18 protein-coding genes, 1 tRNA gene and 1 pseudogene are annotated in these 24558 nt (G+C 50.1%); 12 read left to right on the top strand and 8 right to left on the bottom strand.

What is annotated here, in order from left to right; all coding sequences use genetic code 11:
* The first annotated feature begins 172 nt into the window (after positions 1-172).
* The 9 genes and pseudogenes from ACFOET_RS16665 to ACFOET_RS16625 all read left to right on the top strand — a co-directional run.
* Entirely contained in the window at positions 173-1783 is a 1611-nt protein-coding gene (locus ACFOET_RS16665) for a tetratricopeptide repeat protein (protein WP_379024720.1), read from the top strand.
* A 270-nt stretch (positions 1784-2053) separates the two neighbouring features.
* Positions 2054-4879: a TonB-dependent receptor gene (locus tag ACFOET_RS16660; RefSeq protein WP_379024718.1), complete on the top strand. Its 2826-nt coding sequence runs from the start codon at positions 2054-2056 to the stop codon at positions 4877-4879.
* A gap of 30 nt (positions 4880-4909) precedes the next feature.
* Positions 4910-6004, top strand: coding sequence for a phytase (locus ACFOET_RS16655; RefSeq protein ID WP_379024716.1), 1095 nt, complete (start codon positions 4910-4912; stop codon positions 6002-6004).
* 139 nt (positions 6005-6143) lie between these two features.
* A complete protein-coding gene (locus tag ACFOET_RS16650; RefSeq protein WP_379024714.1) occupies positions 6144-6299 on the top strand; it encodes a hypothetical protein in 156 nt (51 codons plus the stop codon).
* Between the two features lie 110 nt (positions 6300-6409).
* A complete protein-coding gene (locus ACFOET_RS16645) occupies positions 6410-6754 on the top strand; it encodes a hypothetical protein (protein WP_379024712.1) in 345 nt (114 codons plus the stop codon).
* A 104-nt stretch (positions 6755-6858) separates the two neighbouring features.
* Positions 6859-9168, top strand: a complete 2310-nt coding sequence (locus tag ACFOET_RS16640; RefSeq protein WP_379024710.1) for a TonB-dependent receptor domain-containing protein — start codon at positions 6859-6861, stop codon at positions 9166-9168.
* A 5-nt stretch (positions 9169-9173) separates the two neighbouring features.
* The gene (locus ACFOET_RS16635) at positions 9174-10511 is read left to right on the top strand and encodes a hypothetical protein (protein WP_379024708.1); all 1338 of its coding nucleotides are present in this window, start codon (positions 9174-9176) and stop codon (positions 10509-10511) included.
* A 165-nt stretch (positions 10512-10676) separates the two neighbouring features.
* Entirely contained in the window at positions 10677-11414 is a 738-nt protein-coding gene (locus tag ACFOET_RS16630) for a DNA-formamidopyrimidine glycosylase family protein (protein WP_379024706.1), read from the top strand.
* 95 nt (positions 11415-11509) lie between these two features.
* Positions 11510-11788: pseudogene (locus ACFOET_RS16625) on the top strand (AAA family ATPase); the annotation flags it as partial.
* Between the two features lie 212 nt (positions 11789-12000).
* Here the strand turns inward: ACFOET_RS16625 and ACFOET_RS16620 are convergent.
* The 4 genes from ACFOET_RS16620 to mgtE form a co-directional block, all read right to left on the bottom strand.
* A tRNA-Asn gene (locus ACFOET_RS16620) sits at positions 12001-12074 on the bottom strand.
* 132 nt (positions 12075-12206) lie between these two features.
* Positions 12207-13298 (bottom strand): hypothetical protein, encoded by a 1092-nt coding sequence (locus ACFOET_RS16615; protein ID WP_379024704.1) that lies wholly within the window; start codon positions 13296-13298, stop codon positions 12207-12209.
* Positions 13295-13945: a hypothetical protein gene (locus ACFOET_RS16610; RefSeq protein ID WP_379024702.1), complete on the bottom strand. Its 651-nt coding sequence runs from the start codon at positions 13943-13945 to the stop codon at positions 13295-13297. Before ACFOET_RS16610 ends, ACFOET_RS16615 begins: the two co-directional genes overlap by 4 nt.
* The gene (mgtE, locus tag ACFOET_RS16605) at positions 13942-15321 is read right to left on the bottom strand and encodes a magnesium transporter (protein ID WP_379024700.1); all 1380 of its coding nucleotides are present in this window, start codon (positions 15319-15321) and stop codon (positions 13942-13944) included. Before mgtE ends, ACFOET_RS16610 begins: the two co-directional genes overlap by 4 nt.
* Before the next feature lie 685 nt (positions 15322-16006).
* On the opposite strand from mgtE, the gene ACFOET_RS16600 reads away from it, so the two are divergent.
* Positions 16007-18769, top strand: a complete 2763-nt coding sequence (locus ACFOET_RS16600) for a TolB-like translocation protein (protein ID WP_379024698.1) — start codon at positions 16007-16009, stop codon at positions 18767-18769.
* Between the two features lie 26 nt (positions 18770-18795).
* Here the strand turns inward: ACFOET_RS16600 and ACFOET_RS16595 are convergent, their stop codons facing one another.
* The 3 genes from ACFOET_RS16595 to sppA all read right to left on the bottom strand — a co-directional run bounded on the left by ACFOET_RS16595 (position 18796) and on the right by sppA (position 22743).
* On the bottom strand, positions 18796-19986 hold the full coding sequence (locus tag ACFOET_RS16595; RefSeq protein ID WP_379024696.1) for a phosphoglycerate kinase: 1191 nt from the start codon (positions 19984-19986) through the stop codon (positions 18796-18798).
* A 130-nt stretch (positions 19987-20116) separates the two neighbouring features.
* A complete protein-coding gene (locus ACFOET_RS16590; RefSeq protein WP_379024694.1) occupies positions 20117-20932 on the bottom strand; it encodes a hydroxymethylglutaryl-CoA lyase in 816 nt (271 codons plus the stop codon).
* Positions 20933-20970: 38 nt separating this feature from the next.
* Positions 20971-22743 carry a signal peptide peptidase SppA gene (sppA, locus tag ACFOET_RS16585; protein WP_379024692.1) on the bottom strand — a complete coding sequence of 591 codons (1773 nt, stop codon included), beginning with the start codon at positions 22741-22743 and terminating at the stop codon, positions 20971-20973.
* Positions 22744-22963: 220 nt separating this feature from the next.
* Between sppA and folK the strand changes: the two genes are divergently transcribed.
* Together folK and ACFOET_RS16575 are read left to right on the top strand one after the other, a co-directional pair.
* Complete coding sequence (gene folK, locus ACFOET_RS16580; protein ID WP_379024690.1) at positions 22964-23470, top strand: 2-amino-4-hydroxy-6-hydroxymethyldihydropteridine diphosphokinase; 507 nt, start codon at positions 22964-22966, stop codon at positions 23468-23470.
* Positions 23471-23475: 5 nt separating this feature from the next.
* On the top strand, positions 23476-23826 hold the full coding sequence (locus ACFOET_RS16575; RefSeq protein ID WP_379024688.1) for an Hpt domain-containing protein: 351 nt from the start codon (positions 23476-23478) through the stop codon (positions 23824-23826).
* A gap of 20 nt (positions 23827-23846) precedes the next feature.
* Here the strand turns inward: ACFOET_RS16575 and pssA are convergent, their stop codons facing one another.
* Positions 23847-24524, bottom strand: a complete 678-nt coding sequence (gene pssA / locus ACFOET_RS16570) for a CDP-diacylglycerol--serine O-phosphatidyltransferase (RefSeq protein WP_379024687.1) — start codon at positions 24522-24524, stop codon at positions 23847-23849.
* Positions 24525-24558: the final 34 nt, after the last annotated feature.

Genomic DNA, 24558 nt, shown 5'->3' with positions numbered 1-24558 from the left:
GGTATGGCTTTTCATGAGTATATAAAACTTCCTTCAGGGTATTTAATGAGAATATCGACAACAACCCAACCTAAATTTAACATATCCTTAATACCCAAATGTTAGTTTTAGCTGTTTTTTATCAGCATATAAATTGGCAGTATCTGGACTTATGCCGCTTTCTTCTATAAAAATGGTTTTACTATTTTGGTTATGCTTTCCGCTAGCGGCGCTTCCGCAGATCAATAATCGCAATCCATTGGAGCATACGCGTGTGCTTATTAAGCAAAACCCCGACGCTGCTTTTTTACAAATCAAACGGATACTGAACGAAGCCCTCGAAGAACAAGACGACTATGTCACCGCCATGTGCTATGAGCAAATCGGTGAAGTATACTATTATCAAGCAGCCTATTCACAGGCGCTGGACAATTATTACAAAGCCTTAAAACTCTTCCAACGGGGCAAACATGCGGCAGCACTGGCCAATACACTCATTAAAATAGGTGAAACGCATTACTATAACCGCCAATACCCGGCAGCATTGGAGATCTTCCAAGAAGCGCTCGCGCTCTATTCGGATTTGGACAACCATCAAGGGATGGCCGACGCATATGGACATATCGGCCAAGCCTATGAGAAAAGCCAAAACTATGAGCAAGCTTACCGCTTCCAAAACCTCGCTTTGCAACAGTTGAGCCACGTGGAAGACCAATCTGGCATCGCCAAAATCTATGAAAATATCGGTAGCATTTATGAAGACAAGCTGCAATTGGATACTGCACTGCACTATTTCATGATGGCATTGGACCTAAACATCCAACAAAACAACCAAATGGCCCAAATTGAAATCATCAACAACATAGGTGATGTTTACCGGAAGACGAGCGACTATGAAGAAGCACTACGCCAAACCCGGCGTGCAGCACGCCTCGCCGATACGCTAAATGAACACTATCAACTCGCCAGTGCTTACCGCGATCTATCGCGCACATTCGGCCTAATGGGGCGCTATGACAGCGCTTACCACTATAGTGAGTTAGGCCGCGACATTTTCCTCACCATCTTTTCTGAAGACAATAAAAAGCAGCTCACCATCCTGCAGACGCTTTTTGAGATGGAGCAAAAAGATGATGCCATCAGCCAATTCCGGAAAGACCGCCGCATATATGGTATTCTGACCACGGGTGCCGTAGTCATTATTATCCTGTTGGTCAGTCTGGGCTTCAGTATCATCAGCCGTCAACGCCTGAAGCTGCAAAACGAGCAGCAGCTCCATGAACAGAATAGCATGCTCTATGAAGCGCAGAAAAAAGCGCTGGAGACCGACCTGCATAACAAACAGCTCAAAGAAGAAAACCTGAAAGCCGAATTGGAACTAAAAAGTAAAGAGCTTACCACCCACACCTTACACCTCATCCAGAAAAACCAGCTCCTGGAGGAGCTGAAAAACAAGCTCCACCACATGATCAAGGACGACAAAAGAGATCAACGGAAAGAGCTTAAACAGCTGATCGGACTGATCAATTTCAACAGCAATCAAGATAAAAACTGGGACGATTTCCGCATTGTGTTCGAGCGGGTGCATGAACATTTTTTTGATAGCCTGAAAAAACACAGCGATGCGCTTACCTCAGCCGACTTCCGATTGGCCGCATTGTTGAAAATGAATCTGAGCTCAGCTGATATTGCCACCATGCTTGGAATTTCCCAAGATAGTCTACGAATATCCCGCTACCGGCTGCGAAAGAAACTGAACCTTGAAGAAGGTGAAAACCTGGGTGCTTTTATCCAACGCTTGTAGCTTTCCCGTCGTACGTTTGCGATAACCGTGGTTTAACACAAACTTAATGGCAATACTTTAAGAAATAAAATACTGATAATCAACGCATTATTCAGAAAAAAACCAATCATGTTGCCATCCTGTTTATGCTATTCATAAGGCTGTATACATTTTGTTTACGCTAACCAGTTGGCTACCCGATTGATCCACGCAATCTTTGTCTCCCGAAACAAATACGAAGCAGTTATGAGGTTATCACCAACAATATCCCGTTACAAACAACTCAACAACATGAAATTTGTATTTTTCATACTGCCGCTGGCCCTATTGATTTCACTGACGGCATTTGCGCAACAAAATGGCGTAATATCAGGCAGGGTGATAGACGGCTCGACCCGCTTATCTTTACCCGGAGCCACTCTGCGTATCAATATAGGCAATCGCTATACGGTTTCTTCGCAAACTGGCGAATATGAGTTCCTCGGTGTACCCAGTGGCACTTATGAAATATCGATCAACTATCTTGGCTATCCCCCGCAGACCAGAACAGTTACGGTAACAGCGGCGGGGAACGTCCGGGTCGATTTCCAGTTGGAGCCCGGCGACACGCAGCTCGGTGAAGTGGTCATCATCGGCGATCGCCTGCGCGGCCAAGCCAGTGCAATCAATCAACAGAAAAACAATGTCAACATCTCCAACGTGATCAGTTCGGATCAAGTAGGTCGATTTCCCGACGCCAACATCGGCGATGCACTTAAGCGTGTACCTGGTATTGCCATGCAAAATGACCAAGGTGAAGCAAGAGACATCATCATCCGTGGTCTGGCTCCCGAACTGAACTCCGTGACATTAAACGGGGACCGTATTCCGTCTGCCGAAGGGGATAACCGTCGCGTACAGATGGACCTGATTCCGGCCGATATGATTCAGACCATCGTGGTAAACAAGACCCTTACCCCGGATATGGATGCCGATGCAATCGGCGGCTCTGTAGACCTAATCACCCGGGCCTCTCCAAATGGCCAGCGAATTTCAGCTACGCTGTCCGGCGGCTACAACCCCATAAGGGAAAAACCCCTGTACACCGGAGGTTTCGTATATGGCAACCGGTTTGCGAATGACGCCATCGGCATCGTGCTCAGTGGCTCTTATAACAACAACGACTATGGCTCCGATAACATCGAGGCCACGTGGACGCAAGATAGTCATGGCAACGCATACGTCCGGCAGCAAGATATCAGGCGCTATGATGTGCAACGGGTCCGCCGGAGTATGTCCGGCACTTTCGACTTCCGTCTCGGTGAAAACCATACACTGACCGCCGGCGCAATGTACAATTGGCGTGACGACCTGGAAAACCGTTTCCGGTTTCGTGTTGACAACGTCGCCCCGATATACAGCGAGAGCAATCCTTCGGCAATAACCGGGTATACCGGACGTGTCGGACGCGAACTTAAAGGAGGTGCCGCGGGCAGGAACAAAAACAGGCGTCTGGAAACGCAGCAAGTGCAGAACTATTCGTTGAGAGGAGACCACTTGCTTGGATCCGCTTTGGACATGGACTGGGCGGCCAGCTATTCCACGGCATCGGAAAAGAAGCCAAACGAACGCTATGCGCTGTTCAGAAGTGGCGAATTCTCCGTTTCATCCAACGGCGACAGCTATTTCCCACTGTATACCGTTACCGCTGGCGATCAAATGGGGCTCGGCTTTAACGAAATAACCGAAGGACATGGGTTCACCCGGGAAACGGAGTTCGGTGCAAAAATAAATTTCCGGGTTCCGCTTTCAGTCATTGACAACCAAAAAGGCCGTTTGCGCTTTGGCGGACGTATCCGATTGAAAACCAAAGTTCGCGACAACCTCGCTTTTGAATATGAACCCATCAATGAAAGTGCCTTCGCTACCCTGCGGGATGTACAAACGGTGAATTTCGCGACCCCACTGCTTATCGGCGACGGATTTGTCCCCGGTTTGTTTGCCGCGCCCCAGTTTCTCGGCGGGCTTCGCCTGGATGATGCCTCCCAATTCGAGGAAGAGGCCATACCGGATGATTACCTGATGGAGAACTATGATGCAAGGGAAAGCATTTATGCGGGGTACATCCGCTGGGACCAAGACCTCGGCAACCAGTTTTCAGTGATTGTCGGCGCCCGGCTGGAACATACCGGATTGGAATACACAGGCAACATCATCGAAGACGAAGAAGACCTCCTTGGATCACGCACCATTCGGAACAGCTACACCAACATCTTCCCCAACCTGACGTTCAACTATAAGCCTACCGAATCGTTCGTCATGAGGGGAGCGTTCACTACTGCATTGGCCAGGCCCAATTACTACGCGCTCGCTCCCTACCTCAGTGTCATTCCGGGATCGGATGCGGAGATACATGCCGGAAATCCCGACCTGAATGCGACGCTTTCATACAATGGTGATTTGATGGCTGAAAACTATTTTAAGTCAATTGGTCTGGTTTCCGGCGGAGTATTCTATAAACGCCTCACCGATTTTATCTACACTTTCGTTGACCAGCAGTACACAGCCGATAAGTTTGTTATTGATTTCCCTTCAGAAAATAATCCGATAGCACCTGGCGAAACATGGCAGTTCACCCAAATACGCAATGGAGGTACCGTAGACCTATATGGATTTGAAGTAGCTTTCCAGCGGCAGCTGGACTTCCTCCCCGGTAAATTCTTCCGCGGACTCGGCATTTATGCCAACTACACGTTTGTCGCTTCGAACGCAACAGGCGTGACCGACGAAGACGGCAACGAAAGAGAGGGCATTCATTTGCCGGGAACGGCTCCGCATATGCTGAACGGCTCGCTATCATGGGAAAACAACCGACTTTCGGTCAGGACATCCGCACACTACACCGCTGCGTATTTGGACGAATTAGCAGCCACCAGCTTTGATGATGCGTATTATGACGAACAGTTTTTCCTCGACGTCAACGCCTCTTATAAGGTGCAACGCAACCTCCGGATTTTCGCCGAGGCAAATAACCTGACCAATCAGCCGTTGAGGTATTATCAAGGTTTCCGTTCGCGCACCATGCAAGCGGAATATTATCGTCCACGGTTCAACCTCGGCGTGAAATTGGATTTATAGTATTGAACAACGTTTAATTAACCAAGCATAATGATGACAAAAAAAACAGTAAACAACAGCTTTATTATTTCAGCCATATCAATCCTTATGGCAGCCTGTACCAGTGGCGGTCGGCAGACATCTGCTGATACGGCAATAGCGGACACGGTAGTCACCCCCCTGTATACCACCGAGCCTGTAACGTACGATACCGATGACCCCGCTATCTGGGTTAATCCGGTAGACCCAGCCCAATCCCTCATTATCGGGACGGACAAAAATGAAAACGGGGGCTTGTATGTGTTCGACCTGAAAGGAAAGATCATTCATGAAAAGACCGTCAGCGGGCTGAAAAGACCTAACAATGTCGACGTGGCGTATGGACTTCGGTTAGCTGGCCAGCCAATAGACATCGCGGTAACTACCGAACGGATGACAAATAAGCTCCGTGTCTTCTCTCTTCCGGATATGAAAGCGATAGATGGAGGAGGCATCGCAGTCTTCGAAGGAGAAACCGGCCCCGAATACCGTGATCCCATGGGTATTGCACTGTATACGGCCCCTAACGGAAACATTTACGCAGTGGTAGGCCGTAAGAACGGCCCCACGGATGGCACTTACCTGTGGCAGTACCTGCTGGAAGACGGCGGCGGCCTTGTCCGGGCAACTTTGGTACGCAAATTCGGCCACTATAGCGGACACAAAGAAATAGAAGCCATCGCCGTGGACAACGAGTTGGGCTACGTTTATTACGCTGATGAACAAATAGGCGTACGGAAATATTATGCGGACCCTACGAAAGGAAACGAAGAACTGGCGCTGTTTGCCACGCAGGGATTTGCCGATGACCACGAGGGCATCAGCATCTACAAAACTTCTGACAGCACTGGCTACATACTCGTATCAGACCAGCAGGCCAATCGGTTTAACATTTACCCGCGCAAAGGCGATGATGACCCGCATAACCATCCGCTGATCACCAGTATCCAGGTGTCGACCAGCGAAAGCGATGGCTCGGACATCGTATCATCCCCCTTAAACGATGATTTCAGACACGGCCTTTTTGTTGCCATGAGTGACGACAAAACGTTTCAGTTATATCGTTGGGAGGACATTGCCCGCGACCGGTTAACGATAAACCAGTGATGCCTTACTTGTAAAGGCACTATTCTTGAAGCATATTAAAAAAGAAGGGCAGACCAAAGCGGGCCGGTAGCGATGTTTGCGCCATGCTACCGGCCGTTGCTGGTTTTTAAGCTACTTTTTTGGTTTAATATTGGTCGACATGAATTATTGGATTGTAGCTCCTGTCTTGCTCGCCGTCTTCATCCTTGTTTTCCTGCTGCTCCGGAGAAACAGGAAAGATAAAAAAGATTTTGCAAGAACTTTGAATGAGCGCTCGATGAATCCGGGAAAAGACAGCAATAAGGAAAAAATCTGATAAGCGGAGCGATCAGCGGCCTGCATGACGGAAAATTTTGAACAACCGTTGCACATTTCGGGATTTCGCAGTAAGTTTGCCGCGTTATGGTCAGTCGGCTCATCGCGATAATGCTTATCTTTTCGGTCTTTACGGAGACCATATCGCGTATATTGGTCACGGCCGCCTTTGAACTCAACCAACGGTACATTGTCGAGTTTTTCTGTATAAACAAAGACAGGCCGATGCTCCATTGTGACGGCCAATGCTATCTGGCCGAGAAACTCAGGCAGGCCGAAGAAAAAGAAAAGAACTCAGAAAAAGAATCACAGAAAGTCAGCTACCAGCCTGCGGTCCTTGCCGAAAGGTCAATGCTGACATTTCCGGTGGGCGCAGAAGCAGACGATCAGCCTGTAGAGCTACCCTTTGTACTGCCGGAACGTAACATCGAAATTTTCCGTCCGCCACGGTCATAACCCATTCCCTTCATTTCGAGATGTTTTAAACACGATCTGACCTTCAGGTATCGTGTGACTATGCAGTTACGTGCGGTCTTTACCGCTATTATCACGAATCACTAATGAGCTTATACCACTTTTGTGCCTTTAGGGCCATTGCCTTATGCCTGGTATTGCTTGCCACCTGTGCCAGCGCACAAGATGGCTTTCTGACAGGCTATATTTATGATACCCAAACCCGCCAACCCCTTGCTGGGGCGGCTGTCCGCGATCAGCACAGAGCCGTTGTCGGCCTATCCGACCAGAACGGGCATTTCCGGATAAACCGGCAATACCTCTCCGATCTCATTGAAATTACGTTGGTCGGCTACAAACTCCAGCATGTAGACATCTCCGACGGTCGGAATCACATCAACGTCCAAATGGACGCCGACCCGGTTCTGTTGGATGAAATACGTGTCGGGCTACATAACCGTAGTAATCGGGAAACGCCGGGCGCCGTTGCCCTGCTGAACGCCGATGATATTCGGCGCGGCAGCGGCCTATCGTTGCAGGCGGCACTCAATACTGTTGCCGGTGTGCGTATGGACCAAAGTACGTTGGCCGATTCGCGCATCTCCATCCGCGGCAACGGCGTGCGGTCTCCTTGGGGAATCCGGGCGTTGAAGATTTACGTCAACGATATTCCGGTCACCGAAACCGATGGCACGACACGCATCGAAGCCCTTGATGTCAATAACATCGGCCGGGCCGAAATCATCAAGGGACCGGCCTCCAGCATCTACGGAGCCGGCACGGCCGGGGTCATCAATTTCCAGCTGCAGCGTGCACCCTACGGCGAGCGAAGCCTGGAGCTTTCGGGCCTCGCTGGCAGCTATGGCCTCCATCGGTCGGCCCTCACCTACCGCTCGGGAGGCGACAAGGTAAATAGCTATGTGTCCTACGGTTGGCAGGAATACCACGGATACCGTGCGCACAGCAATGACATGCGCCGCTTCATTACCGGCAATTTCCAGTTCTTTCCCAACGACAGGCAGATCATTACGGTGCTGGTGAACCGCACCACGCAGCACTCACAGATACCGGGTGCCCTTACCGAGGCCCAAGCGCGTGAAAATCCTTTGCAGGCAAATGACACCAACGTGGATAAGGCCGCCGGACGCAACCAAAACTGGACCCGCGTGGGCATTGGCCAGCAATACCGCCTGAACGAGAAACTCACCAACAGCACCAGTCTGTTTACATACTACTACGACATTGATCATCCGCTGGCGTTTGCTTACATCCGCAATTATTACCAAAGCTACGGCGGCCGTACCCGCTTTACCTATGACCCCGGTTTCGCCTCCTTTGCAACCGTATTTACCGTCGGCGCGGAATTCAATCAAGGACTCACGAAAGGAAGCCAATATGCTAACGAAGGGGGGACCGAAGGGGCAATTAATTCAAACATAGACAACCAGAACACGTTTTATTCGGTCTTTTACCAATCTGAGACCACGCTGGGCAGCAAGACACTGCTCACCCTCGGTTTGGGAATCAACAGTTTACATTACCGTATACGTGACTATCTCGGTCCCGTGCGGAGTGGCACCAAACGGTTTGACCCGCAGGCAACACCGCGTGTGGCCTTGAGCCACAACTTTCATGAAGCGCTCAGTCTGCATGCCAGCGTGAGCACCGGGTTCACACCGCCTACCGGCTCGGAGATCCGGACAGTCGATGGATCTGTCAACACCAACCTGCAAGCGGAGGAAGCGCTCAATTATGAGATCAACGCGAAGGGAAGATTGCTGCGCAGTAAGCTCAGCTACGACCTTGCGCTCTTCTGGATGGATATGAACGGCGAGCTGATCGCCCAATCAGTGCAGCAAGGCATCACCATCTACCACAATGCAGGCAAGACGGCCCACCGCGGAGCTGAATTGGCCCTTTCCTGGCTGGCGATCGATCGCAACGACAGCCGGTGGATAAGCCGCCTGCGGCCATTTGCGGCCGTTACCTATTCGGATTTTTCGTTCGTTGACTACAAGACCCGCGACGCAGACGATAATGTCACCGCAATCTACGACGGCAACCGCCTCACAGGTATCGCTCCTTGGGTGATCAACGCAGGCCTTGACCTGGAGAGCAGCACCGGACTCTACGCCAACTGCAACTACCTCTACAACGACCGGTTGCCTTTGAACGATGCGAACACGGCGTATAACCCGTCTTATCACTTGCTGAATACGAAAATCGGCTATAGGCGGGTGATCCGAAATCGCTTTAAAGCTGAAGTATATGGCGGTGTCGACAATTTGCTGGGCCAACATTATAGTTCATTCGTAGCCCTCAACGCGGTCGCTTACGGCGGCGGCCAACCTGCGTTTTTCAATCCGTCGCCGGGTCGCAACGGCTACGGCGGCATCAATATCAGTTATCTATTCTAACAGCCATGAAAAAAAACGAGTGGATCAGCATCATGATACTGGCAGGCGCAATGGGCGCCTGCACCCAAACCGCGTCAGACGATAACCCGGTTCAAACGCTTGCTGTCGATCACCGACATGTGGCGACCGCCCCCTATTTCACGCACGACACGAACGGCATTCCTGTACTCTGCTGGACCGAAAGCGATCATATCGACAGTGCGTACCACCTTGCGTTTGCCACCTACGATCCGGCTTCGGGCGGCTTCGGTGCAACCACCGTCGTAACCGGGTCTGAAGGCTTAGGCACTTCACCTGAAAGCATGGGCAAGGTGGCATTTAAAGATGACGGTACCATCATCGCGATGTTTGCCAAGCCCTTTTTGCATGAAAAAAACCGCTTCGCCGGAGCCATCTATTACACCACCTCAACGGATAACGGCGCGTCATGGTCGCCGCCGCAATTCCTGCATTCGGATACAGCTCGTCATTACGGACGCAATTTCTTTGATATGGCCCGCCTGGGCAACGGAGAGATCGGCGCCGTATGGCTGGATGGGCGCGACACTTCCGTAACCGGCTCTACCCTGTATTTCGCCGCTACTGCTCCGGGCCAAGGATTTGGCAACGAAACCGTTTTGCATCGCGGCACCTGCGAGTGTTGCCGTACAGACCTGCATATCGACCATGCTGGAACCGTACATGTCGCCTATCGCAGTTTAATGTACCCACCGGCGCTATTTGGCCAGCAGGTGCGGGACATGGCGTATGTCCGGTCCACTGACCACGGCGCATCATTCAGCGCCCAGGCCACCATCAGTGAAGACCATTGGGCCATCCAAGCGTGCCCGCATACCGGACCAACACTCGCTGCACACCACGATCGCCTGCATGCCGTCTGGTTTACCGGTGGCGAACCGGCCGGGCTTTACTACGCCCATTCGTCAGCAGGTCATACAACGTTTGGTCAGCGAATGCTTTTGAGCGCCACCGGCAGCCATCCGCAGGCAATGGCCATAGGCAGTGACACGGTGTTGGTCGTTTATGGAAACCACGGACCGTCATCGGCCGGCGGCCATGGAGCACATAGCCATGACCACGGTTCTTCCGGTCATCATCATGGCAGCACTCATGGAAATATGGGAATTGTCTTGCACCCGATTGTCGGCGGGCACCCTATGAAGCCGACTCCTATCGCTTCAGACCGCGCGACAAACCATCACCCCGTCATCACGCAGTCCGGCAGGCATTTGCTCATCGCTTGGGTCGGCGAAGCGCCGGGCAAGCCGCCGGCTATCCGGGTCAGCCGTTTAAACACCGACGCATTGACGATGGTGGACAGTAAAACGGTTCCCGCTCCGTAGCCCGGCTCCATGGCTCAACGAGCAGGTAACACAAAGATCTCACCGCTCAGGGAAAAGTAGCGTTGTGTATCCCGTGTTATATGCGTGGATAAACTTTCTACATTGCCGATTGTTGTATCGTGAACCATACGCAATGGTGAAAAGAAACACTGGCATTTACGTTTTATGCCTGAGGGACCGTCAATCGTTATATTGAGAGAAGCTGTAGAATCCTTGCATTTGGAAGGCCAGAAAATCCATGCGGTAGCTGGCAACAGTAAAATCAATCAACAGGTACTGCCGGGGCAAACCGTGCTTCGTTTCCGTTCATGGGGCAAGCATTTTCTGATCTGCTTCGACGGCTTTACCCTCCGTGTCCATTTTCTACTATTCGGAACATATCGCATTAACGAACGGAAGCCGTCCCCGGTCAGATTAAGTCTAACATTTGCAAACGATGAGCTGAATTTCTACGCATGTTCCCTAAAGCTTATTGATAAGCCAGTGGAGGAGATCTACGACTGGTCTGCCGATATAATGGCCGAAGAATGGGATGCTGCAATGGCATTAAGGAAGTTAAAGGGACTACCCTCGACACTTGCCTGCGATGCCCTACTGGATCAGGACATCTTTGCCGGAAGTGGTAACATCATCAAGAATGAAGTGCTATTCCGTATCGAGGTCCATCCCTTATCCACCTTAGGGGCTTTGCCGGAAGCTAAGTTAAAAGAACTGGTACAGGAGGTCCGCAACTATGCATTTGAGTTCCTCCACTGGAAAAAGGAGTACACCTTAAAGAAGCATTGGTTGGCGCACACCAAAAAGACATGCCCCCGGTGCAATATCCCTTTCACCAAAGCCCATACAGGAAAAACTAACCGAAGGAGTTTCTTTTGCAGCAACTGTCAAGTGCTTCATAATTGAGAAATGAAACACACTTATATGTCATCACTGGAGGTCCCGGAGTCGGAAAGATTCGCTCCTCGCAGCCTTGAAGCGGAAAGTTACACACAGTTCCGGAAGCTGCGAGAGCAATCATTCAGCAAGAAACGGCAATGGATGGCGATGGATTGCCGTGGAAAAACAAAGAACGATATACCGATCCGATGCTGGAAGCTTCCATCAGGGATTATCAGGAAGTGGTCACGAAGCATAAAGGCAGTCTTTGCTATTTCGACCGAAGCGTTTATCATACGGTATGCTATGCTGCCATGATTGGGTATACCATAGATCAAACGGTGATGCAAAAGTGTTGTCATGCAGCTACACGCAGAAGTTTATCCTTCCTCATTGGTTAGAAATCTGTGATACGGATAGCGAACGGAAACAAACCTGGGAAGAGGCCGAACATACGTATCGGCAAATGAAATAACATACCGCCAATATGGATATGAGGTCGTTGATATACCAAAAGGTACCATCGGCAGGAGAAAAGAATTTGTATTAAGCCATATAAAAATGGTTGGTAGGCATTAAAAAAAAGCCCCACATCACTGTGAGGCTTTTTAAGCTCCTCAGGCTGGGCTCGAACCAGCGACCCTCTGATTAACAGTCAGATGCTCTAACCAGCTGAGCTACTGAGGAGTGTCAATCTTTGTATTACCCCGTTTTCGGGACTGCAATATTCGGAACTTTCCACCGAATAAACAAAAAATTTTTTAAAAAGTCTACAAGTCGCTAATTGTCAGCCTATGCCTACCCCGATTAGGGGCTACACTAATCGAACATGTATGGGTATGGATAAACAAGTACATCCCAGCTGTGCCCGCCATCTTCCGTAAGGAACATGCGGTCATCTCCGTAGACAATCCCCTGTTGTTCGCTGTAAAAGTGTAAAGTCGTACCCGATATATCGATACCGTGCGTGTTGGTGCCCAATGCCGACCAGGTTTTGCCGCCGTCGCTACTCTTACCGAGTTTGCCATTAATCAACAGTGCATAAACAACATCGAGTGAAACCGCTTCGCAGGCTGCTATTCCACCCCCGGGGATGGATACTGGTGCAAAAGAAGACCCGCCATCAGCGGAATGCAATACCTGTCCTGACTGATTATGAATCAACAGCGTACCGACATCCACAATTTCAAGACGCGGATCGTGAGTATCTTCCAATACGCATACCGTAGACCATGCGCTGCCGCCGTTTGCCGTCTTCAATAAATGCACATTATCCGCAGTCCCGTGCTGCATCGAGCAAAGCAGCCACGCTCGCTGTTGATCAGCCACACCGATATCCAACGCAGTGGCATTATCTTCCATTGCCAGCAATGAACTTTTTTCGGCACCCAAATCAACCTTGTACAGCAGCACCTTTCGCGCCGTTCCGATATGGTGCTGGCACAACAGCCAAACCGAACCATCCGGCACCACAAGCAGCTTCAACACATTTACTGTACCTTGCATGGTATTCTCATCATCCAAGATGGACTGTCCATAGGTATCCCAGGTTTTGCCATTATCCTCCGAATACCTCAGCACAAAGGACGATCCGTCAGGTATCGCATGTACGATAAGTCCGTTGCCAAAGCCCATCGCCCCCTGGCCCACTGGAAACGCATAAGGCTCGAATTGGAAAGACCTGAATTTGTCAGCTGTCGAAAACCCGCCGCCTTCAGTAATTCCGCTTATCCGGTTGCGGCTGCCCAACTGCGCATGAACAATCCGGTTCTCCCGGATCAAGGTGCGTGTTTCGGGATTCACGATCGGATCCATGGGATAAAGGTCCAGTAACGTGCCATCGCCGTTACAGCCAAGCAATGTAGCAGCCATCCCTACTGAAGTTGCAATTGATTTAAAGGTATTCTTCATGGCCCAATAGTTATACCCACTGAAAGATTTACGGCATTGAAGTTGAAAAGATGCGACGGCGGTGTCATGTAGCCTGCCTCCAGATCCTCATCGATTAAATATCCTTTCACCCTCAGCCGGGGGTTGAGAACTTCATAGCCCAGCTTGATGTAAAATTCCCGATACTGTATGCGCATACCGACTTCCGTTGAGAATCCCGATCCCTTCAGGTAGCTGTCCGAAAATGTAGTGTTTTCAGCGTCACCTGTACTGCCGTCACTTTCGGCATCATAGTTGGCCACCCAGTTGAAATCAGCCGCTGCGTACGGGAAGAATGTTGTGTGTCCGACGTAAAAGAGATCATAACTCACCTGCCCGCCCAGACGAATCATACGGAGGTGCTCAGTGGTCCATTCGTCCAACTCGTTGAAAAATAATTTAAAGCCTGCCTGTGGACGAAGCCGGAGCCGGCCTTGGTCTGCCATTGCGAAAACAGGTCCCAGCTTCAAACTTCCTCCCGCTGGGAAAACCCTGCGCACCGATGTGTTGCCAAGCCATTCAATGCCGCCCTCCAATTCCAATAGCACTGGAAGGCGACTCTGTGCCACAAGCTCGGCAAACGGAAAAAACAGGATCCATCCGCTCCAGTATATCTTGGAAATTTTCATAGCAATACTCCGGCAAGGATCAGCGTTGCCACGGTGAAATAAATAATCAACCCAGTTACATCTACCAAGGTTGCTACGAAAGGTGCCGAAGACGACGCCGGATCAGCACCCAACCTGCGCAGGATAAATGGCAGCATAGACCCCACTAATGACCCCCACATCACAATCCCCACCAGCGAAAGACTCACCACGAATCCCACAGGCATCCAATGTTCGCCGTAGGCATGCGAGAAAGCCTGCCAAGTGGCAATACGAAAAAAGCCAAGTACACCTAAGAGTAACCCCAATGCCAGTCCAGATAGGATCTCCCGCCGCATCACCCGCCACCAGTCCGCTAGTGTCACCTCACCCAACGCCATCGCCTGAATGATGAGGGTGGCGGCCTGCGACCCGCTGTTACCCCCACTCGACATGATGAGGGGGATAAACATGACCAATATCACCGCCGAAGCCAACTGACTCTCATAATGCTCCATTACTGTCGCAGTAAGCAGTTGCCCCAGGAACAACACGATCAGCCATCCGGCCCGCTTTTTTACGAGGTGCATAACTGAAACATCCAAATAAGGTTCATCCAGCGCTTCGGTACCTCCTATCCGCTGCATGTCTTCGGTATACTCTTCATTAGCCACCCATAGAATATCGTCTACTGTCACAATACCCAGCATGATCCCCTGCTCGTCCACAACCGGAAGCGCCACCCGATTATTCATCCGGAAACTATTGATCGCCTCCTCCTGCGGGTCGTCCGCGCTGAGGGCGATAAGCCGGTTGTCTACCAGGTCCTTTACCTTGGTCTCGGGGTCGGCAAGCAAAATATCACGAATACGAATATCATCTAGCAACTTGCCGTCCTTGTCAATCACGTACAGCACATCGATGGTCTCTGATGCTTTTCCATAGCGACGTATGTGTTGCAGCACACGGTTAATGTCCCAATGCTGCTTTACGGTGATGTAATCCGGCGTCATCAACCTGCCAACGCTGTCTTCCGGATACCCCAGCAACGCCAACGCTTCCTTGCGATCCGCGGGGGAAAGGAGGATGATGAGTTGCTTTACCACATCGCCTTTCAGCTCACTGAAAAACGCTGTCCGATCATCCGGCGGCATCTCATTGATGATCTCCGAAATCTTAGGGCCGGAGAGCTTTTTTAGGATACGTTCTTGGGTAGGAAAGTCGAGGATTCGGAACACATTCACCGCACGATTTATACTGAGGGTTTCGATGAACTTTGGACCGTATTCCGGGAGTTCGTCGATCAGGGCTTCCACATCAGATATGTTCAACTCATCGAGGTACTCCTTAAGTCGCAATTCATCGCCTTCGGCCAAAAGCAATTCGGTTTGTTCTACCAGCGTATCCAGTTCGTCCATAGGCCCTCCTAAATTAAAATCGATATCCTACATCGGTGAAAGATTTTGGTTGCAAAAGTCGGCTTTTTAAATGAAAAGAACGAACAACTGCGTGTTAAAAACCACCCTAAAGATTGGCATAGACCGCATGGTTGCGTGATGGCATAAAGACAAAATGACAGCACACCATTTGTTAGTGGAAAAATGCTCAGTCGCCTTATGTGGCTTCCGCCGATCATACACACTGCACTTGGGTCAATAACAATCAAACCGTAGTTGGGCCAGCCAACCCACGCGGCCGCGGCACCAAAACGTCTCTGCTGAAAGCAATAAATCGGCGGCACATTGTCGGGCTGAAAGCGTGGCTAAACAGGGATGCGAATCTAGCGGAGCAAACCGAACAGTTTTGTGCGTCGGCACCCTGAGCAATAAGGCTGAAGCAACCCTTGCATTCGTCTCAATTTTTTTGTGCATATTTACCTAAATGAAAGTGAAAAAGCACCGAGTCACATGAATATAAAAAATAAATAGCATTATAAAAATCAGCACGTAATACCAATTATATAAAGTAGAAGTATGCAAATAGGGTGTAATCAAACCACTTTTATACCAAAAATATTAGCAGATCGCACTTATGAAGAATATTTTGAGTCATTTATATCTTTTTTTCAGTTTGTTAGGTACAATAATATTATGTATCTATTCATTGGATACGTTTGCACAGATTTTTGGAAACGACCAGTATCCTCCAAGTGTCGATTGGCGTCAAATTAATACCGAAAACTTCCAACTGATTTATCCCAGTGCATTCGAAGACCGCGCTCAGAAAATGGCAAGTGACCTGGAGCTATTGCGGCTGCGGGTAAGTCAGACATTAGGGAAAAAGCCCAGAAAAATTTCTATTGTATTACAGAATCAGACCGTCGAATCTAACGGGAATGTGCAACTTGCCCCCCGCCGGTCTGAGTTTTACACTACCCCACCCCAGCAGAGCGATTTCCAGGATTGGCTGAATAACCTGGCCATCCACGAGCTCCGGCATGTTGTCCAGTTTGACAAATTGACAGGATATCTTCGGGCACCTTTTTTTGAGCAGTTGGCGCTCGCGATCTACGGGGTCACCTTGCCGGCCTGGTTTTTTGAGGGGGATGCGGTACTCACAGAAACCAAGCTTTCCAACGCAGGGCGCGGGCGGCTACCGTCGTGGGAAATGCCTTTCCGAACCAACCTGCTTTATGGAAAAAAATACGGCTACCAGAAGGACTATTTGGGGTCGCTCCGCGATGTCACACCGGGCTTCTATGAGCTCGGCTATTTTATGACACTACAGCTCGAAAGCGAGCACGACCCAGCCATCATAGACAGCCTGATGAGCCGCATGGCTAAGCTACCAATCCGGCCCTACAATTTCAGCAACTCCCTGAAAAAATTTACCGGCTACACTACACGCCAATGGCATGAAAAAACCCGGGAGGCATTGGCGCAGAAATGGAAAGAACAGCTGGCCGAACTTACCCCCATTGATTACACCGAATTCCCCAATCGGCAGTCGAGTAGACCCGAAAGTTGGCTGCTTCCGCAGGCTTTGCCGGACGGACGCCTCATCGCCCTTCACCAAAGTGTTTACAACGTCCCTGCTATCGTTATTTTAGACTCCGTATCACGGCAACAAACGGTGGTAAAAACTGGCCGACAAACCGAGCCGAACTTCGCGTACGCGGCAGGGAAAATCGTCTGGGACGAACTACGGCGCCATGGACGCTATGGCAAACGCACATATAATGTGATCAATCTTTATGACCTGAATACGCAATCCTACAAACAACTCACGCACAGAAGCCGCTACTTTTCGCCTGCCCTGCGGCCGGACGGCCGGCAGTTGGCCGCCGTTGCGGTTGAAGAGGACAACACCGTCAGCCTTGTGCTTTTAGATAGCCAAACAGGCAGACTGGTGTCCCGCTTTCCGTCGCCGAAAAACATCATGTTGCAGACACCTGCTTTTGATGAAAGTGGTTCCAGAGTTATTGCTACAGCTATCTCCCAACAGGGCGCAGCTATCGTAGAACTGGATATCCCAACAGCAGCTTACCGATTCCTCCTGGAATGGCAATCGCAGCAAATCGAGCGGCCAATATATACAGATGGAAAGGTGGTGTTCAAGGCGCATTATCATGGGATCGACAACTTGTATGAACTGAATGCGGAAACAGGTACCGTCACCCAACTTACTCATGCCCGGTATGGAGCTTTTAACCCCTCGTTTGATCAGGCAAGCGGCCATATATGGTTTAACAATTATCAGGTTGACGGGTATCGTATCAGTCACGTAAAACCGGAAAATTCGCAAGCCAGCCATTTTAAACCACCTACAAGGCTGGAAAATACCTTACCCCATAACGATACCGTCCAGATCGAAACAAGGCCTTCTACCCCTTATAGCGGGCTTAAAAAGCTAATCAACTTCCATAGCCTCTCCGTCGACAACGGGAATTTCGAAAACATCGGGCAGATCAATCCAGGGATATACTGGCTTTCAGATGATTTGCTGAACACGGCTCAGATCCGGTTGGGATACATTTACGATGGCGATATCCGGAGCAGCGAATACCTCGCATCGGTAAACTACCAGCGATTTTTCCCGAAGTTTTCTTTAGAGTACCGCAACAGGGGGCAGGTAAGTGCGGCACGGGTGAACTTTCCCGGCGGTGACCAACAGGTGATCGGCCTGCGCTGGCGGGAGAATGCCGCAACGGTGCGGATGAATGTCCCCTTGGTGTTTTACCGCCTTAATCATGTTTTTACCACAGGGCTTAGCGCAGCTACTTCCTATACCCGTCGGTACGACCTAAGCGAACCGCAGTTCCGGGATCGCTTTATTGATCGCATTGATTTCCCGATGCATTATCAATTCTATTTCAACCACAATGTGCGGCAAAGCTTGCTGGACCTTGCGCCCCGTTGGGGACAGCACTTAAGCATTACGTACCGACATTTTCCCTTCGACGGCCGCATAGCTGGTGAGCACCTAGCCCTTCGGACAGCTTTCTATTTTCCCGGGATTTGGCGCAACCACTCCTTGCTTGCCCGGTTCAATTACCAACAGGGCAACGGCAATTATCGGATGGTCAACGATATACCCATGGTGAGCGGATATGACCAGTTGCGGCCGGTTCCAGTAGATAACACCTTGCTTGTCAGCTACCGCTTTCCCATTGCCTATCCTGATTGGGCTGTCGGTCCTTTAGCTTACATCAAGCGTTTCAAGGGCGGTTTTTTTGCGGACTTCCAAAACGTGCGGTCAGGGAATGATCTCAGCCCCCGTACATTCGGGTTCGAATTTCGCTCGGATATGAATCTGCTTCGGTATTACCTACCTAATTTTGATATTGGCGTAAAGCTTGTCTATGCTAACGAAGCCGGCACATCGAAACGGGTGTTTGCCACATACGGCATTGCATATAGTTACTAAAAGAAAAGCGGCATAAACCGCTTTTCTTATTCATTTATCGCTTTCACACCCGGCAGCTCTTTTCCTTCCATATATTCCAACAAGGCGCCGCCGCCCGTGCTTACGTAGCTTACGTGTTCGGTCATGCCGAATTTGCTCACTGCAGCAGCCGAATCGCCACCGCCGATCAGCGAGAAGGCCCCCCGTTCCGTTGCAGCTACTACCGCATCGGCAACCGCTTTGGTGCCCCTGGCAAACTTATCCATTTCAAACACGCCCATCGGACCATTCCAAAGAATCGTATTGGATGCCATGATGACCTGAGTAAAATGCTCCGCGGACTCTTTGCCAATATCAAGTCCCATCTTGTCGGCAGGTATCTGATCGTTCGGCCCGTCATACGCGGGGGAATCAGGAGCAAATTCATCAGCGATCTGCGAATCGGTCGGCAGCACCAGGTTAACACCCTTTTCCTCTGCTTTGGTCACCAAGTCGTTCGCCAAGGTCAACTTATCCGTTTCTACGAGCGACCTTCCTATTTCGCCACCCTGCGCTTTTACAAAGGTATAGGCCATACCACCTCCGATAATCAAGTTATCGACCTTGTCGAGCAATGCTTCGATCAACTCGAGCTTATCAGACACCTTGGCACCGCCCATAATGGCGGTGAAGGGCCGTTGCGGATTGTTCAGCACCTTTTCTGCGTTGCCGATCTCAGCTGCCATCAGGTAGCCGAAGTATTTCGCATTGGGGAAAAACTGAGCGATGACCGCTGTAGATGCGTGTGCACGATGTGCTGTGCCGAAAGCATCGTTTACATACACATCGCCAAGTCTAGCAAGCTTTCCGGCAAACTCGCTGTCTCCTTTCTCTTCCTCCTTGTAGAAACGGAGGTTTTCCAAAAGCAATACCTCGCCGGGTTTTAGGGCTGCCGCCTTACCATACGCATCCCCACCGATGCAGTCATCCGCAAACTGGACGTCTACGCCTAACACACCCGAAAGATGCTTCACAATATGTTTCAATGAGAATTTCGCTGCTGGCCCTTCCTTGGGACGTCCGAGATGGGACATAAGGATCACCGCACCGCCGTCATTGAGGATTTTCTTGATGGTTGGTGCCGCTCCCTGGATGCGATTGTCGTCCGTAATATTAAAATTTTCATCGAGTGGTACGTTAAAATCCACCCTGATTAATGCTTTCTTCGTCGAAAAATCTAAATCGTCTATGGTTCTCATACGTTATAAAATCAACTTATTCAGCAAAACTAATATAAGAATTTGTTTTTTTTCTTTGTCGTTTGTTTTTTTTATCAAACACGTCGTTGCTCTTGGCTGTCAGGTTTGCTATCAGCCGCTAAGTCCGCATTCACAAAAACACCTCCCTGCTATATTGCATCGCTTCTGCCCAGGCGTCCATGTCCAGCCCGGTATCGACCCCCCGTTCATAAAGCAATTGCAACAGGGTCTCTGTTGCTATGTTTCCCGTAAGTTTATCCTCGGCCATCGGACATCCTCCGAGCCCTCGCAATGCCGTATCAAAGCGGGCGCATCCTGCGTCGAGGGCTGCACTGAGCTTATCACGGCTTTCATTGGGCGTGCTGTGTAGATGCAGCCCCAATTCGATCTCAGGGAATGCCGAGTGAATGTAGGCGTATAACGTTGCGATGCCGTCGGGCGTCGAACTTCCCACCGTATCGGCAAGCGAAAAATGCCTGACGCCCAATGCGAGCAATTGAGCGGTATAATCCGCCACGATTGCAGGGTTCCACGCATCACCATACGGATTGCCGAAGCCCATGGACAGATAAATTAACGGCACCTTGCCATTCACATGGCATATCGCCACGATCTGCTTTACAGTGTCGATCGCCTGGGCAATGGTACTGTTGGTATTGCGCCGTTGGAACGTTTCGGATATAGAGAAAGGAAAGCCCAGGATTCCAACTTGTGCGAACTTCGTCGCTTGCTCCGCTCCTCGAACATTGGCCACGATGGCAAGGAGTTGCGACGTACTGGCAGCCGCGTCCACAAGGTTAAGCACGTCTATTGTATCCCGCATCTGAGGGATGGCCTTGGGCGACACGAAGCTCCCGAAGTCTAACCGTTCAAAACCGACTGAAAGAAGCAATTTAAGATAAGCCGCTTTTACTTCCGTGGGAATGAAGCGGGGCATCCCTTGCATTGCATCCCGAGGACATTCAGTTATTGCAATTTTTTCTTTCAATGGATTTCGAACTCAAAGGGAAGTCGGGCCAGTATGCCGTGCTGCTGAAGCGCAGCCTTCACCTGTTCATAATACCGGTAATGTTCGCCGAGCTCACGTTTGCCGAACCATGTGGCGATACGATCGGTCGTGTTCCCCAACAGTGATTCGAAAGGTTTCTTCATTGCGGGATAGGTGACTAGCCGATAATCAGCTAAGCCGGCTTTTTTAGCCGCGGCCGCAATCGCGTCCTCTATGCTTCCTAGACGATCTACCAATCCGAGGTCCAGCGCCTGCTGCCCGCTCCAGACACGGCCCTGCCCGATGCTATCTACCCGTGCCCTTGATAGGCCCCGGCCGTCTACCACTCGCTGTAGAAAGGTATCATAGATCCGCTCAACCTCTTGTTGCAGAATGAGGCGCTCATCCGCGGTAAGCGGGCGGTCGAAGGTGGTCAGCATGTCGGCGTATTTGCCCGTCTTGACCTTATCATACGTAATGCCCAACTTATCGTGGTATAGTCCCTGTAAGTTGGGAATCAGCCCGAAAACGCCGATGGAGCCTGTGATCGTATTCGGCTGGGCAAAAATAGAGTCGGCAGCAGCGGCGATGTAATATCCGCCGGAGGCGGCTACATCCCCCATTGAAACGACAACTGGCTTGGCTTGTTTCAACAAATCAACTTCCCGCCAAATCACGTCCGACGCTAACGCACTGCCTCCCGGGGAATTGACACGGAGTACGACCGCCTTTACTTTGTCATCGCGACGCAACTTTCGAAGCTCACGAGATATCCGTTCGGAACCGATAATCTCATCGCTCCCTTCACCGGAGACAATTTCACCTACTGCATAGACCACAGCTATTCGGTCGCGTACGGAGGCGCCAGCCGATTTTGCTTGAGGCCTGTACTTTGTTAGCGATACCGCGGGGATGTCTTTATCTTCAGAGATTTCCAACAGGCCTTTCAACTCACCTAAGATTTCATCTTTATACTTCTTGCCGTCGGCCAGCCCGTGCGCTACGGCATCGTCCGCATTGCGCACAGCATACCGGTCGGCAATAGCTCGTAATGAATCAGGGCTCAGCTTCCGGCTTGCAGCAATCTCGTTGACAAAATGACCATAGATACTGCCGATAAATGAAGCCATTTGCTCGCGGTTGGCTTCACTCATCCGATCTAACGTGAACGGCTCGACCGCACTCTTATAAGTGCCCACCTTGACTACCTGGGCCTCGATACCCAGCTTGTCCAATGTTCCTTTCAGAAACATGGTCTGGGATGCCAGCCCACGAAAATCAATCGTCCCCTCGGGATTGACATAAATCCGGTCCGCCGTAGATGCTAAATAATACGCGCGCTGCGTATACAGTTCGCTATAGGCGACAATAAACTTACCCGATTTTTTGAAACTCAACAATGCATCCCTGATTTCCTGAAGGGAAGCGAAGCTGGCCGATACCATGGAAAGATCCAAGTAAATGCCCCTTATGCGATCGTCGTCCTTAGCGCCTTCAATGCGCTTCAGAATATCATCCAGCCCTAGATTCTTCGCAAAAATAAATCCGGGGACATCGATACCATCAAAGGGATCGGGCATCGTACGCTCAGGGATGTCGTGTTTTAAGTCGATATGAAGCAAGGAATTCTTTGCCACCACCGCCTCTTTGTCGTCACTCATCGAACTGATCATTCCGCCGATGATGATCAAACTGACGAACACCAGCAGAATAAAAGAAAGGACGATGCCTGTCACTGTTGCAAGCACATATTTGAAAAAAGACCTCATATTGTTATTTTATTGTGTCAAACTTAATCAAACTTCGCAGCAAATGCAAAAAGCACTATGCATGAGTCAATCGTTTGACCGCAAAAACAGCAACTAGTTACAAATGGGTTTATATGCGTTCTCAGTGCATTGGCGTCGTATTCGCTGTTTGCATATCATGTGCTATTTACCTAAGTTTGTGCCGCGGGGGGACCTATCATAATATCAGTTAAGTATACCCATGTCAGTTATTGCAGATGTCTACCTATTATTGGGCGCCAACCTGGGCAACAGGACCGCATTATTGAATCAAGCGATTGAGGAAATTGCCCAAGAAATAGGCCAAATAGTAAAAGCTTCTGCTGTATACGAAACCGCCGCCTGGGGTGACAAAAGCCAACCGAATTATCTCAATCAGGTGCTAAGGGTAACCACCAGCCTTCAACCGCTCCAATTGCTGGAGAAGATAAATGCGATTGAAAAAAAATTAGGCAGGGAACGCATGGTGAAATGGGAAGCGAGGCTTATCGACATCGATATCCTGTTGTACAGCGATCAGGTCATCGATAAACCAAATCTGCAGGTGCCCCACCCCCATCTGCCGAACCGCCGGTTTGCCTTAGTGCCGTTACAGGAAATCGCTCCATTTCTCATCCATCCGGTAGCCAAACGAACCGTCACCGAACTGTTAAACGATACGCCAGACCGTCTACCCGTACAATATTACGAAACCAAAGCATCAATATGAAAAACATGAACTTTGAACAAGCCAACATGGATTACCTGCAAGACCTTTCTGGAGGCAACACCGAACTTATCAGGGAGATCCTTGAACTTTTCATCAGGCAAACGCCTCCCGACATGGAACGCTTAGCCGCTTACATCCAGCAGGGGGATTGGGAAAAGGTTTATAAACAAGCGCACCACATCAAGCCAACACTAGCATACGTTGGTGCAAACGAGATGCGCGAGGAGCTTCAAAAAATAGAAACCCTTGCAAAAAACGAGCTGGAACTGGACACAGTCTACGGAAAATTTTGTGAACTACTTCCTAGGCTGGAGACACTCTATGACGAGCTGAAAGCCTACCTGAAAACACTTTGAGCCAGGGAGCGTAGCACATACTACGCCTGTTGCCTGAAATGGATGTATGAAAGCAAGAAGTACAACACTAAGACGGCGGGGATGGCAGCGAATCCCACCGCTATAACTAACACGGCGCTTAGCATGACCAAAACAAATTTCCATTTGTTCCGTTGCCACGACCAAGCGTCCAGTTTCAGGGAAAACAGCCGGATATTGCTGACAAGCAACAAGCTAGTGACAACGATGTTGCCAACCAAAAAAGCTGGGTGATAAACAATATGGCCATAGGCTTCGCCAAGGAAGGGCAACGACATTACATAAAAGGCATTCATCGGCGTGTTGAGTCCGATAAAATCTGTCGATTGGCGTGCGTCTACGTTGAACCTGGCTAAGCGGAGTGCAGAAAACAAGGTGACTGCAAACCCAAGATACGGAAGGTAAGCACTGGCTGGTAACGCCACCAAAAGCATTTTGTAAAGCACCGCGCCCGGCAAGACCCCGAAACTCACCACATCAGCCAACGAATCAAGCTCTTTGCCGATCGGCGACTTCACGTGCAATGCACGGGCAACCATCCCGTCAAAAAAATCAAATATCCCCGACGCCACGATGCAGAATGCTACGAACTCAAACTGTCCAGCTAACGCTGACACAGTCCCGATGCAGCCGCTGAGAAGATTAAGGCAGGTGATGAAATTAGGTATATGCCTTTTCATGATACATGGGGGTGTCCAAAGGGTTATCGACACC

It is taken from the genome of Parapedobacter deserti (genome assembly GCF_042646065.1).
Classification (GTDB): domain Bacteria; phylum Bacteroidota; class Bacteroidia; order Sphingobacteriales; family Sphingobacteriaceae; genus Parapedobacter; species Parapedobacter deserti.
This window is presented reverse-complemented; position numbering and strand designations above follow the sequence as displayed.

What these genes read in the sequence shown, in the direction of transcription:
- sppA (WP_379024692.1), bottom strand. Translation starts at nt 22,743, where the DNA reads ATGAGGTCTTTTTTCAAATATGTGCTTGCAACAGTGACAGGCATCGTC.
- folK (WP_379024690.1), top strand. Translation starts at nt 22,964, where the DNA reads ATGTCAGTTATTGCAGATGTCTACCTATTATTGGGCGCCAACCTGGGC.
- ACFOET_RS16635 (WP_379024708.1), top strand. Translation starts at nt 9,174, where the DNA reads ATGAAAAAAAACGAGTGGATCAGCATCATGATACTGGCAGGCGCAATG.
- ACFOET_RS16575 (WP_379024688.1), top strand. Translation starts at nt 23,476, where the DNA reads ATGAACTTTGAACAAGCCAACATGGATTACCTGCAAGACCTTTCTGGA.
- mgtE (WP_379024700.1), bottom strand. Translation starts at nt 15,321, where the DNA reads ATGGACGAACTGGATACGCTGGTAGAACAAACCGAATTGCTTTTGGCC.
- ACFOET_RS16650 (WP_379024714.1), top strand. Translation starts at nt 6,144, where the DNA reads ATGAATTATTGGATTGTAGCTCCTGTCTTGCTCGCCGTCTTCATCCTT.
- ACFOET_RS16630 (WP_379024706.1), top strand. Translation starts at nt 10,677, where the DNA reads ATGCCTGAGGGACCGTCAATCGTTATATTGAGAGAAGCTGTAGAATCC.
- ACFOET_RS16610 (WP_379024702.1), bottom strand. Translation starts at nt 13,945, where the DNA reads ATGAAAATTTCCAAGATATACTGGAGCGGATGGATCCTGTTTTTTCCG.
- ACFOET_RS16615 (WP_379024704.1), bottom strand. Translation starts at nt 13,298, where the DNA reads ATGAAGAATACCTTTAAATCAATTGCAACTTCAGTAGGGATGGCTGCT.
- ACFOET_RS16655 (WP_379024716.1), top strand. Translation starts at nt 4,910, where the DNA reads ATGATGACAAAAAAAACAGTAAACAACAGCTTTATTATTTCAGCCATA.
- ACFOET_RS16645 (WP_379024712.1), top strand. Translation starts at nt 6,410, where the DNA reads ATGCTTATCTTTTCGGTCTTTACGGAGACCATATCGCGTATATTGGTC.
- ACFOET_RS16590 (WP_379024694.1), bottom strand. Translation starts at nt 20,932, where the DNA reads ATGCAAGGGATGCCCCGCTTCATTCCCACGGAAGTAAAAGCGGCTTAT.
- pssA (WP_379024687.1), bottom strand. Translation starts at nt 24,524, where the DNA reads ATGAAAAGGCATATACCTAATTTCATCACCTGCCTTAATCTTCTCAGC.
- ACFOET_RS16660 (WP_379024718.1), top strand. Translation starts at nt 2,054, where the DNA reads ATGAAATTTGTATTTTTCATACTGCCGCTGGCCCTATTGATTTCACTG.
- ACFOET_RS16640 (WP_379024710.1), top strand. Translation starts at nt 6,859, where the DNA reads ATGAGCTTATACCACTTTTGTGCCTTTAGGGCCATTGCCTTATGCCTG.
- ACFOET_RS16595 (WP_379024696.1), bottom strand. Translation starts at nt 19,986, where the DNA reads ATGAGAACCATAGACGATTTAGATTTTTCGACGAAGAAAGCATTAATC.
- ACFOET_RS16665 (WP_379024720.1), top strand. Translation starts at nt 173, where the DNA reads ATGGTTTTACTATTTTGGTTATGCTTTCCGCTAGCGGCGCTTCCGCAG.